General features: G+C 41.1%; 7 protein-coding genes. 6 read left to right on the plus strand and 1 reads right to left on the minus strand.

Features of this window, described 5'->3' with window-relative positions; translation table 11 throughout:
* Positions 1-19: 19 nt before the first annotated feature.
* Complete coding sequence (locus tag L3V38_RS02905) at positions 20-325, plus strand: H-NS histone family protein (RefSeq protein WP_062570000.1); 306 nt, start codon at positions 20-22, stop codon at positions 323-325.
* Between the two features lie 62 nt (positions 326-387).
* On the plus strand, positions 388-2,133 hold the full coding sequence (locus L3V38_RS02910) for a DEAD/DEAH box helicase (RefSeq protein ID WP_237118289.1): 1,746 nt from the start codon (positions 388-390) through the stop codon (positions 2,131-2,133).
* Between the two features lie 40 nt (positions 2,134-2,173).
* Here the strand turns inward: L3V38_RS02910 and L3V38_RS02915 are convergent, their stop codons facing one another.
* Positions 2,174-2,503, minus strand: a complete 330-nt coding sequence (locus tag L3V38_RS02915; RefSeq protein ID WP_062570001.1) for a ribonuclease E inhibitor RraB — start codon at positions 2,501-2,503, stop codon at positions 2,174-2,176.
* Positions 2,504-2,673: 170 nt separating this feature from the next.
* Between L3V38_RS02915 and L3V38_RS02920 the strand changes: the two genes are divergently transcribed.
* From L3V38_RS02920 to hrpA, 4 genes are all read left to right on the plus strand, one after another.
* Entirely contained in the window at positions 2,674-4,401 is a 1,728-nt protein-coding gene (locus L3V38_RS02920) for an autotransporter assembly complex family protein (RefSeq protein ID WP_237118290.1), read from the plus strand.
* Positions 4,401-8,105 carry a translocation/assembly module TamB domain-containing protein gene (locus L3V38_RS02925; protein WP_237118291.1) on the plus strand — a complete coding sequence of 1,235 codons (3,705 nt, stop codon included), beginning with the start codon at positions 4,401-4,403 and terminating at the stop codon, positions 8,103-8,105. The genes L3V38_RS02920 and L3V38_RS02925 overlap by 1 nt, the downstream gene beginning before the upstream one ends.
* 88 nt (positions 8,106-8,193) lie before the next feature.
* The gene (locus tag L3V38_RS02930) at positions 8,194-9,066 is read left to right on the plus strand and encodes a peptidylprolyl isomerase (RefSeq protein WP_237118292.1); all 873 of its coding nucleotides are present in this window, start codon (positions 8,194-8,196) and stop codon (positions 9,064-9,066) included.
* Positions 9,067-9,179: 113 nt separating this feature from the next.
* On the plus strand, positions 9,180-13,070 hold the full coding sequence (gene hrpA / locus L3V38_RS02935; RefSeq protein WP_237118293.1) for an ATP-dependent RNA helicase HrpA: 3,891 nt from the start codon (positions 9,180-9,182) through the stop codon (positions 13,068-13,070).
* The last annotated feature ends 17 nt before the right edge of the window (positions 13,071-13,087 follow it).

Raw genomic sequence — 13,087 nt, forward strand, 5'->3', positions numbered from 1 at the left:
ATAATAAAGAGAGCTTTCAATGAAAGAAATTCGATCTTTTGTAAAAACTGCGTCTTTAAGTGAGCTAGAAAAAGCAAAGCAACTTATTGATACAGCTATCGAGAAAAATACTCAACAGCAAGAAGCTAAAAAAGAAGTACTCGATCTTTTAAAAGAAAAAGGACTTACATTAGAAGATCTACAAGATGTGGTAGGCACTGATAAGCGCACAAAAGTAAAACCTAAATACCGCATTGAGTATAATGGTGAAATCGTTGAGTGGACTGGCCGTGGTAAACGACCTAAAGCATTCCAAGGTGTTGATTTAACTAAACACCTAGCATAATTTCACTTTAAAGATTGAAAAGGGAAGCGTATGCTTCCCTTTTTTGTCGCCATCATACTAGTATGAAATACACACTAAGACCTTATCAGCAAGAAGCCGTAGATAGAACCGTTGCACATTTTCGAAAGACAAATGATGCCGCGTTGATTGTGTTGCCGACAGGAGCGGGTAAAAGCTTAGTCATTGCAGAACTTGCAAGAATAGCTAGGCAAAAAATTTTAGTGCTCGCCCATGTTAAAGAGTTGGTGGAGCAAAATGCGCAAAAATATGCCAGCTTTGGTTTTAAGGCGAGTATCTTCTCGGCAGGTTTAAAGCAAAAATCACTGAGCGAACAAGTGACCTTTGCCAGCGTCCAGTCACTTGCTAGAAATACTGCACAGCTTGACGAAGCCTACTCATTATTAATTATTGATGAGTGCCACCGTGTAAGTGGCGATGATAAAAGCCAATATGGACAGGTGATCAGTGCCTTAAAAAAGCAAAACCCAAAACTCAAAGTGTTAGGGTTGACTGCGACACCATTTAGAATGGGTATGGGTTGGGTTTATCATCATCATTACCATGGATTTGTTCAAGGGGAGCAAACAGCACCATTCAAAAAGTGTATTTTTGAATTACCACTACGCTATATGATTAAACATGGCTATTTAACACCTCCTCATGAAATTGATGCTGCAATTAGTCATTATGACTTTGCTTCATTACCCAGTGACTCTTTTGGTCGCTACAGTGTTGAAAACATGAATGCACTGCTCAAGGACAGTACCCGGGCAACCAAAGCCATTATTAAACAAGTGATTGATTACAGCGAAAATCGCCATGGAGTGATGATTTTTGCAGCCACTGTTATGCATGCAAAAGAAATTGTTGGCTATTTACCTGCTGAGCAAACTGCGTTGATTACAGGGGAGACCGATAACAACGAACGCGACCAAATTATTACTCAATTTAAACAAAAACAGTTAAAGTTTTTGGTCAATGTGTCGGTGTTAACTACAGGGTTTGATGCTCCTCATGTCGACTATATTGCTATTTTACGTCCTACAGAATCAGTGAGTCTATACCAGCAAATAGTGGGTCGTGGACTGCGTTTAAGTGAAGGGAAAAAAGATTGCTTAGTCATTGACTATGCAGGGAATGGTTTTGATCTCTTTTACCCAGAAGTAGGCAGTAAAAAGGGACAAAGTGATAATGAACCAGTGCAGGTACTGTGTCCTAGTTGCGGTTTTGCTAATATTTTTTGGGGCAAAACAGACGATAGCGGTAAAGTGATAGAACATTTTGGACGACGCTGCCAAGGGTTACTTGACGATGGAGACACACAAGAACAATGTGATTATCGCTTTCGCTTCAAAGAGTGTGAGCAATGTGGTGAGCAAAATGATATTGCTGCTAGACAATGTCAGTCATGCGGCGCAATGATGGCTGACCCTGATGATAAACTACGAGAAGCCCTTAATTTAAAAGATGCCTTAGTGCTTCGTTGTAGCGGGCTGTTAGCGAAGGCACTGCCAAATGGGCTTTTAAAAATAAGTTACTTTGATGAAGATGGCGCCAGCTGCGATGAGGTTTTTAATCTAGCGAATGATACTGGGCGATTTATTTTTAATAAACATTTTAAGAGACATAAAGAGGGAGCAGGCAGCAAAAAGTGGCAAACTGCTGAACAAGTTGAATCAGCGCAGCATCTATTAGTTGCACCCGATTTTGTTATAGCGCGTAAAAATAAGAAGTATGGTTGGAAGGTAGCTGAGAAATTGTTTGATTATGAAGGCAGCTTCAGAAAAGCAAATCAATTGTCACATTAGGGCTTTGCGCGATATTGCATCGCGCAACAAACTAAATTAATTAATCTTCAGCCATCAAACCCCAACCATCACCATAGCCATTATGACCGTTGGCAATGCTTTCAAGGTATTGTTCTGTCTGAGAAAGTAAGGTGTGATCTGGCACCATTTTAACGCGAGTAATCACTTCCCATACGCCAGTATCAGGGCATTTATTGAGTTCTGTACTCGGCGCTAACTCGTCACTTTCAATGGCCGTTGCAAACTTTTCTGCATCTGGCTTTTGCTCAAACAAAATATAAAAGTCGACTTCTTGTAAACAGTTTAAATCGACACCGGCAGCCGCAATTTCAGCTAATAATTGACCATTTTCATCGTCTGGGAAATGCATTTAATCGCTCATTCATTTTAAATCTAGTTATTGTTCGCTATTGTAGCGAAAATAATAGCGTTACGTGTACTAATTTTACTATTTCCATTATGTCAGTCATTATTTCACTGTGTTAAAATTAGTTTGTACTCATTTTCGCTTCAGGCATTTCAAAAAGGTAAGGATATTTTTTGTTCTCTCGGCATTTCTTTTTTGTCTTTTTACTTTTGTGCACCGCTTTTAGCTATCCAGCTTTTAGTGCAGCAACAATCATAAAAGAATATAAAATTCAGGGACTCAGTGGTGAACTTGAAAAAAACGTTGAACTTTACGTTAACCAGTTAATCGATGAAAAAGCGTCAAAAGCACTTAAACGCCATGCAAAAAGTCAAGTTGAAACAAGTCTAAAAGCACTTGGCTACTATAAACCCGTCATTAAAATTAATTTCGACCAAGAAAAACAGCTTATTATTGTTGATGTGGAGCGAGGACCTGTTACTCGTATTGCAAATATCAATGTAACCATTAGCGGTGCGGGAAAAAGCGACCCCGAGTTTATGGTGGCAGTTAACAGCATTAAATTAAAGCAAGGTGATGTTCTAAATCATGGTAATTACGAAGCGGCTAGAAAGCGAATTGAAGGCCAGCTCCTTGAACTTGGTTACTTTGATGCAAAGTGGCACCAACACACATTAGCAGTGTCTTTGAAAAAAAACAGTGCAGATATCACGTTTAACGTAGACACAGGTCCTCGTTATCAATTTGGTGAAATTATTATTGGTAATGAGACACCCGCTGAGAAATATATTCGCTCGCTAGCGAGTTTTAAAAATGGCCAACCTTATAAATCTACAGACGTGTCTGATTATAACTTAGCGTTGTCGAGTACGCCGTACTTCGCCAGCGTTAGGGTTTATGCTGATATCGCCAATCGTAAAGATGAACATGTGCCTGTAAAAGTAGATGTCCTTCATAAACCAGCAAATAGTTATGAAGTGGGTGGTGGCTATAGTACTGATCTTGGGCCGAAAGTGCGTTTTAAATGGACAAAGCCTTGGATCACAAGTGATGGTCACTATTTAGAAAGTAATCTGAATGTGTCACAAAGACAACAAGATATTTCACTCGGTTATACCGTGCCTGTTGATGACCCTAATGACGACTTATGGCGTTTTTCTGTGGGTTATAAGTTAGAAGATGAGCTGACAAACGATGTTTACAGTAAAATTTTAACAGGCCAAATACAACGCCAATGGTTAACTGACGATGATTGGGTGCGTACCGCCTTTATTCGTCGTGATCGTGAAACTTATCGTATCGGTGATGAAGAGCAAAGCTCAAAAATGCTGATGCCGGGCATTAGTTACGCAAAAAAAGAAACCGAGGGTGGCACAACACCTTATGAAGGCTATCAATGGCTGATCTCCGCTGAGTTTGGTTTAAAGGATATGTTTTCGACCACCAATATTTTGCGTTTACAGTTGCAAAATGCATGGTTAACGACAGTGGCTGATCGTCATTTATTTTTCGTACGTGCTAATTTGGGAGCCATGTTAGTTGATGACATTGACGATGTGCCTTTCTCACTTCGCTTTTACGCTGGTGGTGATCAAAGCGTGCGCGGCTTTGCGTATCAGTCAATTTCACCTGAAGATGAAAATGGGCGTTTGATTGGCGGTAAATATTTAATGTCTGGGACCATGGAGTATAACTATCAGTTTGCCAAAAACTGGCGTGCAGCTTTGTTTGTTGATAGCGGTACAGCAACCAATGATTTTAGTGATCGAGTAGAAGTGGGGGCTGGTTTTGGTTTGCGGTATTTAACGCCAGTCGGACCGATTCGTATAGACCATGCATGGGGAGTAACAAAAGAGAGTAAAAGCACGCGTTTAAGTATTACCATAGGGCCTGAAATTTAATGACGAAGTTTAAAAAAATAACCTCAGTACTCACGGTAACGCTTTTAAGCATTGGCGTTTTACTTTTTTGTTTGCTATTCACCGCACCTGGTAATCACCTTATTGCATACTCAGCCAATAAGTTGGTGGATGGCTTAGAGATTAAGTTACCTTCAGGTCGTTTTTTATATAATGACCCATTTGATGTGCGCTATGAAAACCAGGCTATAAAGCTAGATGCTAAACAGCTCAAAGTTGATCTTTTTTGGTGGGGATGTAATGGCATCTGCCTTGATAATATTAGTGCGCAGAACATTGATGTAAATGTTAAAAGCCAACAAGCGGTAGCAGATCAACAACCACAACCCGCTCAAGAGCAATTACCACAAGATACCGCCCCCAGCGGTGAGCAAATCACATTGCCGCTGAAAGTAACCGTTAAGCGTGTCGCAATTAATCAATTAACTTTAACGCATCCAAGTGCTGATGTTACTGTTGAAAAGCTAAACCTTTCTGCTGTTGCTGAGCTATCTGATATTCTCGTTGATGCGCTGAAAATTAATACTGTTACAGTGCAACTTCATGACGTTAAAGAACAACCCAAAAGCCAGCCATTAACGGTACTGCCTGCATTACCAACTCTGGACTTAATTTTACCCCTTAATATACAGCTAAATACTTTAAATATCAGTAAAGTAGCGGTGACACCAGTAGCAGCCGAACGTGCTGAAGTTATTAACAATATTGCCCTTTCAGCGACCGCAAAAGGTCATGAAGTGAAAGTTGAAAAGCTTGACGCACAATACAATGATTGGCAGTTAAACACGGATTTATTTGCTGAACTTAATGCGCATAACTCAGTGCAAGGTCATGTTGCTCTAACTCACCCTAATCATCAGTTAAAACTTGATCTAACAGGGACGTTAGCTGATTTAAATGTGACGTTGCTAACACAAGGACAGTACCCTTTAAACGTGGATGCGCAAGTCAACCTGCAAAAAGATAACTTTCCATTTAGTTTAACGGGTCGTGTGGATAAGTGGTCGCTTGATGCAGGCGCTGAACAACTAAATCTTTCAAAGCTTGATTTACATGGGCAAGGGCATGCAAACGACTATAAGGTTAAAGTTGATTTAATTAGCCAACTTGGCGCATATCCTCAGGTGTCAGTTAGTAGCCAATTGCAAGGAAGTTTAACAGGGGCAAAGCTTGAGCAACTAAAGTTAAATGCTAATGAAAGCCAAGCAATTATTCACGCATCGGTTGATTGGTCAAAAGGTGTAAATACTGAATTTAACGGCAAACTTGAACACTTAAAAGCACAGTATTTAACTGATGCTATGAGTAGTGATTTATCAGGTGGCTTCAAAGGATCATTTGGTTTAACAGGAACTGACTGGCAGTTGGCAGTCGAGAATACCACAATTAATGGTACCGTAAACGATGTTCCTGTAAGTCTAGAATCAGACTTTAAACTTGATAGCAGCCTGCATGCGAGCTTCGATAAACTGCAACTAAAAAGTGGCAGTAATGAACTCGCTTTGTCTGGTCAAGTTGATGAAAGTTGGCGTGTTGATGGCAAGCTACGCTTAGATGCCGCCGAGCAAGAAATTTTACCCATGCAAGGCAAAGGGAATGCAGACCTTGTTATTCGTGGCGAGCGCTTAGCCCCTGTGGTTGATTTGAATTTAGCTCTTAATACCTTGAGCTATCAAGATCTTCAAATTGATGGATTAATACTTAAAGGTCAGTTCGACTATGCTGCCGACTGGCAAACAGATATATCGCTTATTCTAGATTCTGCAAACATCGCAGATAATAAGATTAATCAGGTAGAGCTTAATGTGACTGGTGATAAGGTTGATCATCATTTGAGGCTGCTTTTAGATGCGGACCAAGGAAAAGCATCTCTGGATATCAATGGGCAACTTAAAAAAGATAAATGGCAAGGTAGTTTAAGTAATATTTTAATTACCGATAATCATATACGTTTAACCACAGATAAAGCGATTAAAGCAAATGTCGATATAAATACGCTCGACTTTCATATTGCTGATCATTGTTGGCAAAGTGCAAGCTCAAAGCTTTGTATTAATACACTTCAGCAGACTAAGCAGCTTGGTCAGCTAAATGCGCAGTTAGCAGCGTTATCACTCCCAGAGTTTAACCGATTTATACCTGAGAATATTAAAGTCAGCGGTTCAGCAAACGGCGAGTTTGTGGCTAATTGGGCTGATGGCGCGCTTAAAACATTGCGTGCCAATATGAGTACTAGCGAACTTGCAGCTACACTGATAGATGACGCAAGTGTCTATAAACTGCCTATTGAAGCGCTTAACTTGTCGGCGATGAGTGATGCCAGTATTGGCAAATTAGAGGTCACGCTTGACTCTTCGGTACTTGGTAAAGTGACGTCACACCTTAATATTGACGATATACAAGCTAATCAAAATTTATCTGGTGAGCTAGAAATTGAAAAGATCTTGCTGACAAATATTCAGCCGTTTATTGGTTCGCTAGAGCAACTAACCGGAGAAATTAAAGGCAAGTTGAACGTTGCAGGCACACTGAAAGAGCCTTTGCTAAATGGTGAGTTAAATATCGAGCAAGTTAACTTAGATGGTGCGACTTTACCCGTTTCATTGCAAGATTCGCACGTTGATATTGCATTTAATAACCAAAGCGCAGAGATCACTGGCAAGCTGAAAGACGCAGAAGGTGGCTCACTCAATTTGTCGGGTGATATTGATTGGCAAGCTGAGTTGCCAGATGTGAATGTGAAACTAGAGGGGAATGAGTTTTTCGTTCGTGCGCAGCAAGATGTCACATTTAAGGTCTCGCCAGAAATTACTATGTCATTAAAAAATCGTGCATTTAACTTAGATGGTCAGGTTGTCGTGCCATGGGGCAGAATTGAAATAGAAGAGCTTCCCGAAGGTGCTGTGCAAGTGAGTGATGATGAAGTCATCGTAGATATAGAGCAGCAACAAACTGAAAAAGCCCCGTTTGATTACGCTATTAATTTGAAGCTTTTAGTGGAGAATGATGTACGTATCGATTCATTTGGCCTCAAATCAAAAGTAGCAGGTGATATAAATATTAGTATGGATCAAACCACTCCTATGATCGCAACGGGTGAGTTAAATCTAATCGAAGGTACTTATCGTGCATTTGGTCAAGACTTGCAAATTCGTACAGGGCAGGTTGGTTTCAGTGGTTCGATTGATAAACCTTATCTCAATATTAAAGCAATTAGAAATCCAGAAAACACTTCAAATGGGGTTATTGCGGGGATCACGTTAACGGGGAATGTTGAGCAACCCTCCTTGAAAGTTTATTCAGAGCCTGCCATGGACCAAGCACAAGCACTGGCGTATCTTTTGAATGGTCAACCGCTAGACGAAGGGGATAGTTCAACGGATGCAATGCTTACGCAACTTTTGCTAGCTCAAGGGGTGAACCGTAGTGAAGGGGTCGTCTCTAAAATAGGAGAAAGCTTTGGTTTATCTGATGTCAGCTTGAGCTCAAAAGGCAGTGGCGATGATACTAAAGTAGAAATTTCAGGCTATCTAACTCCTGGTATACAAGTAAAATACAGTGTGGGAATTTTTGACTCGTTAAGTGAAGTGGCTGTGCGTTACCAACTGTTGTCGCAACTGTACATCGAAGTAACCAGTGGGCTCTATCAAAACGTTGATATTCTCTATAAGTTTGATTGGGACTAATCCCTCTTAGCATTTTTGTACACTTTTACTTGCGTAATAAAGCAGAAGTTAATAGGCTGAGTTGTCAACAACTTAAAAGATAATAACAATGAAACTAAGTCTATTAACGGTGTGTTTTAGCACACTTTTATCTGTCTCTTTACACGCTGCTGAGCAAGTTGAAAAGCGCTCGGCAGCAGATATCATTAAAACGGCTGATAAGTCACAGTGGCGAACAGTATCAGCAAACAACATTCTCAAACTCACCTTACCGACTGGGGCGGCGTATATAGAGTTAAATGAAATGCTCGCCCCGAAGCACGCAGAAAATATGAAGCTGCTCGCCAGAGAAGGTTTTTACAAAGGCTTGAATGTCTACCGCTTTGTTGAAGGTTTTGTCGCGCAAGGGGGGGATTCAAGTGAAACAAAAACACCCAAAACAGCAAAAACAGCTCTTCCCGCCGAATTTTATTACCAAACAAAAAAACCGTTATCCATTACTCAGCTTCAAGACCCTGACGGCTATGCCAAAAGAACAGGCTTTTTAAATGGTTTTGCTGTTGCTCAGAATGAAGCGCAAACACAAACTTGGCAGGCTCATTGTCCTGGTATTTTTGCGATGGCACGCGATAATGATATCAATAGCGGCGGAACCGAATTTTATGTGACGATAGGTAACGCGCAGCGTTATTTAGACCGAAACACAACGGTGTTTGGCCGTGTTCTGGAGGGTATGGAGCATTTTAACTTGTTGAGTCGAACGCCCACAAAAGGTGAAGTATTTAACCCAATCACTGACATGCAAGTGTTAGCTGATATTAGTGAGGAAGATACAAGCCAATTTAGAGTAATGAAAACTGACTCATCGTCATTTGTGAAACTAATTGAGGCGCGTAAAAACCGGATGGGCGAATGGTTTGTGCAAAGTGCAAATTATATTGATGTATGTGCCATGCCTATTCCTACAGAGCGAGTTAAATAACCCTCTATTCAAATTCTCTTGAGTGCGTTTAATTCTCGCGCACTCAAGTAGTTTGGCTATAAATTGTTTGTTACAATACTCAGTCTACAAGTAGATAAATATAAGGGTATCGGGTGGTTAACCTAGGTCCGCTGTTCGGCGAATTAAAAACATGCTTACGCAAAGATCAATTCATCCTCAAAAAACGCCTGCATGGCATCAAAAAAATCAACGATGAAACAAAGCAAGCGAACATAGCGCAAAAAATCGCAGAAGATATTGCCCGCTCGCAGCAATTACGTGTTCAGCGTGTAGCAGCCTTACCAACAGTAACTTACCCTGAACAGCTGCCTGTTAGCCAAAAGAAAGAGGATATTAAACAGGCGATTGCCAATAACCAAGTGGTGATCATTGCAGGTGAAACCGGCTCAGGTAAAACGACACAAATACCGAAAATGTGCTTAGAGCTAGGCCGTGGGGTTGAGGGTTATATTGGTCATACGCAGCCACGGCGTTTGGCCGCTCGTAGCGTTGCAAACCGTATCGCAGAAGAGATGCAATGCGAGCTTGGTCAGCAAGTCGGTTTTAAAATTCGTTTTAGTGATCAGGTTTCAGACAACAGTTATATCAAGTTGATGACCGATGGTATTTTACTGGCTGAAATCCAACAAGATCGTTATTTAAATCAATATGACACGATTATTATCGATGAGGCGCACGAGCGTAGCCTTAATATTGATTTTATTTTGGGTTATTTAAAGAACTTATTACCAAAACGCCCCGACCTCAAAGTCATTATTACCTCGGCAACTATCGATCCTGAACGATTCTCGAAACATTTTGATGACGCGCCGATAATTGAAGTATCGGGACGTACTTTCCCTGTTGAAGTACGTTATCGCCCAACCACAGATATTAATAAAGACGAGATGGAAGTCGATGGCGACCAGTTGCAAGGCATTTTTGATGCCGTTGATGAGCTGTGTGAAGAAGGCCCCGGTGACATCCTAATTTTTATGAATGGTGAGCGTGAAATTCGCGATACAGCTGATGCGTTATCAAAGCGTAACTTAAAGGGCACCGACGTATTGCCTTTATATTCGCGGCTCTCGAACGCCGAGCAAAACCGTATATTTGCTCCTCATTCTCGCCGCCACATTATTTTAGCGACAAATGTAGCCGAAACATCACTGACTGTACCAGGTATTCGTTATGTTATTGACCCAGGTACTGCACGAATTAGTCGTTACAGCTACCGTACTAAAGTACAACGCTTACCAATAGAGGCAATCTCACAAGCCAGTGCCAACCAGCGTAAGGGCCGTTGTGGTCGTATTGAAGCGGGTATTTGTATTCGCTTATACAGCGAAGATGATTTTAATTCACGACCAGAATTCACTGACCCAGAAATTTTACGTACTAATCTAGCCTCAGTTATTTTGCAAATGCTTGGTCTTGGGCTAGGGGACATGCAGCAGTTTCCGTTTGTACAAGCGCCAGACAGTCGTAACATCAATGATGGTTTAACCTTACTTGAAGAACTTGAAGCAGTTAAACCCGCTAAGCGCCATAAACAAACAGAATTAACTAAATCAGGACGTAGTTTAAGTCGATTACCTGTTGATCCCCGTTTAGCAAAAATGGTGCTTACAGCGGATGGGCTTGGCGCTCTTCGCGAAGTAATTATTATTGTCGCGGCACTGTCAATTCAAGACCCGCGTGAGCGACCGCAAGAAAAGCGTGGCGCAGCCGATGAAAAACATGGCCGTTTTGATGATCCTGATTCAGACTTTATTGCGTTTTTAAATCTGTGGAATTACCTAGAAGAGCAGCAAAGTGAGTTAAGCAATAGTCAATTCAGAAAGCTGTGTCAAAAAGACTTTTTAGCTTATATGCGTATTCGTGAGTGGCAAGATATTGTTTATCAGCTTTCTACTGTGTGTAACGAAATGGGCATGAAAGCCACGACGAACGTAGCTGACAGTGATCGTATTCATCAGTCGCTATTGAGCGGTATGCTAAGTCATATTGGCTTTAAAGACGAAAAACAAGTGTACAAAGGTGCACGTAATAGTCAGTTCCATATTTTTCCAGGCTCAGCGCTATTTAAAAAGAGTCCTAAATGGATCATGGCTGCAGAGCTGGTGGAAACAAGTAAGCTGTATGCTCGTATCAATGCCCGTATCGACCTGAAATGGGTTGAGGGCTTTGCGCAGCATTTAGTCAAGCGCAGCTACAGTGAGCCACATTGGGAGAAAAAACCAGGTGCTGTTATCGCCTTTGAGCAGCAAACATTATATGGCCTCCTCATTGTTAATAAACGTCGTTGTGTATACAGCAATATTGATCCTAAAGTAAGCAGAGAACTGTTTATTCGCAGCGCTTTAGTTGAACAAGAACTTGGTCAAAATGAAGGCTTTTTACAGTACAACCAAGAGCTAATTGACGATATTCAGGTGCTAGAGAATAAGTCTCGCCGTCGCGATATCCTCGTTGATGAGCAAACACTGTATGAGTTTTACGACAAAAAGATTCCTGCGGATGTAAATAATCGTGCCGCGTTTAATAAATGGTGGAAGGGACAAAAGCAAAAAGATAAACGCTTTTTGCATATGTCACGCGATGAGCTAATGCAGCATGGCGCTGATCATGTCACCGAATTTGATTACCCCGATACATGGCAACAAGATAATTTATTATTGCCGTTGACCTATCATTTTGATCCAGGGCAAGCGGTTGATGGTGTGGCGGTTCAAATTCCTGTTGCGTTACTTAACCAAGTTCAAGAAACCGGCTTTGATTGGCATATCCCTGCGTTTAGACATGAACTTATTTGCGCATTAATTAAGTCATTGCCAAAAACACTACGCCGTAATTTTGTACCAGCCCCAAACTACGCTGATGCTGTACTTGCGGCAATTGAGCCAATGCAGGGCAACTTACTTGATGCCATAAGTACGCGTTTATTACGTATGACAGGGGTACGCGTTGACCCTGATGCTTGGGACTTAACAACGCTCGCGCCACATTTACGTTTACAGTTTGAAGTACGTGATGAACACGATAAGTTACTTGCTCGTGGGCTAAATTTAGAGAAGCTGAAAGCGCAATTACAAGGTAAAGTAACCGATACCTTATCGAAAGTAGCTGATAAAGGCATAGAGAAGACGGACTTAACACAGTGGAGCTTTGGTGAATTACCTTCTTCCTATGTTAAAAAGCAAGGTCAATATGAAATCAAGGCGTTTCCTGCTTTGGTTGACAAAAAAGACTCCGCAGCCGTTGAGCTATTCGATAACGAACAAAAAGCGCAACAAGCCCATCAACAGGGCTTGCGTCGTTTAGTGCTTTTAAATGTGCCATCTCCGATTAAATACTTACAACAAAACTTACCAAATAAGTCGAAACTTGGTTTGTACTTTAATCCGTTTGGTAAGGTCAATGACTTAATTGATGACTGTATTGCGGCCGCTGTTGATAGCTTACTAATTAAGTACGGCAATATTCGTACTGAGCAGGCGTTTGAACAAGCCAAAGAGAAAATTCGTGGTGAGCTTGGCGATACGGTTGTAGAAATTGCCACGCAAGTTGAGCAAGTGTTAAGTATTGCTCATGGACTTAATAAGCGCATGAAAGGGCGTGTTGATTTAACCATGATCACAGCTCATGGTGATATTAAAGCACAGCTGCAAAGTTTAGTTTTTAAGGGATTTGTTAGTCAACATGGCGCAGCTAAAATGACTGACTTAATTCGATATTTGAAAGCAATAGAGCGACGTTTAGAGAAGTTGCCTGTTGATCCTAATCGTGATCGTTTATGTGTTCTTGAGCTTGAAAAAGTGGCTGAGCAATATCAAAAACTTGCTAACAAAATTCCAAAGGGGATGCCAATACCACAAGAGATTGTAACGCTTTTTTGGATGCAACAAGAATTACGCGTTTCTTTATTTGCACAAACATTAGGGACGCCTTATCCTGTATCTGCAAAGCGAGTTTTAAACGCAATTAAAGAATCTGAGTTATAATTCATTATAGGCGTGTA

Origin of the sequence: Pseudoalteromonas sp. L1, assembly GCF_021728095.1 — a bacterium.
Lineage (GTDB): Bacteria > Pseudomonadota > Gammaproteobacteria > Enterobacterales > Alteromonadaceae > Pseudoalteromonas.

Coding starts and splice junctions, on each gene's coding strand:
- L3V38_RS02905 (WP_062570000.1), top strand. CDS start 20: ATGAAAGAAATTCGATCTTTTGTAAAAACTGCGTCTTTAAGTGAGCTA.
- L3V38_RS02910 (WP_237118289.1), top strand. CDS start 388: ATGAAATACACACTAAGACCTTATCAGCAAGAAGCCGTAGATAGAACC.
- L3V38_RS02915 (WP_062570001.1), bottom strand. CDS start 2,503: ATGCATTTCCCAGACGATGAAAATGGTCAATTATTAGCTGAAATTGCG.
- L3V38_RS02925 (WP_237118291.1), top strand. CDS start 4,401: ATGACGAAGTTTAAAAAAATAACCTCAGTACTCACGGTAACGCTTTTA.
- L3V38_RS02930 (WP_237118292.1), top strand. CDS start 8,194: ATGAAACTAAGTCTATTAACGGTGTGTTTTAGCACACTTTTATCTGTC.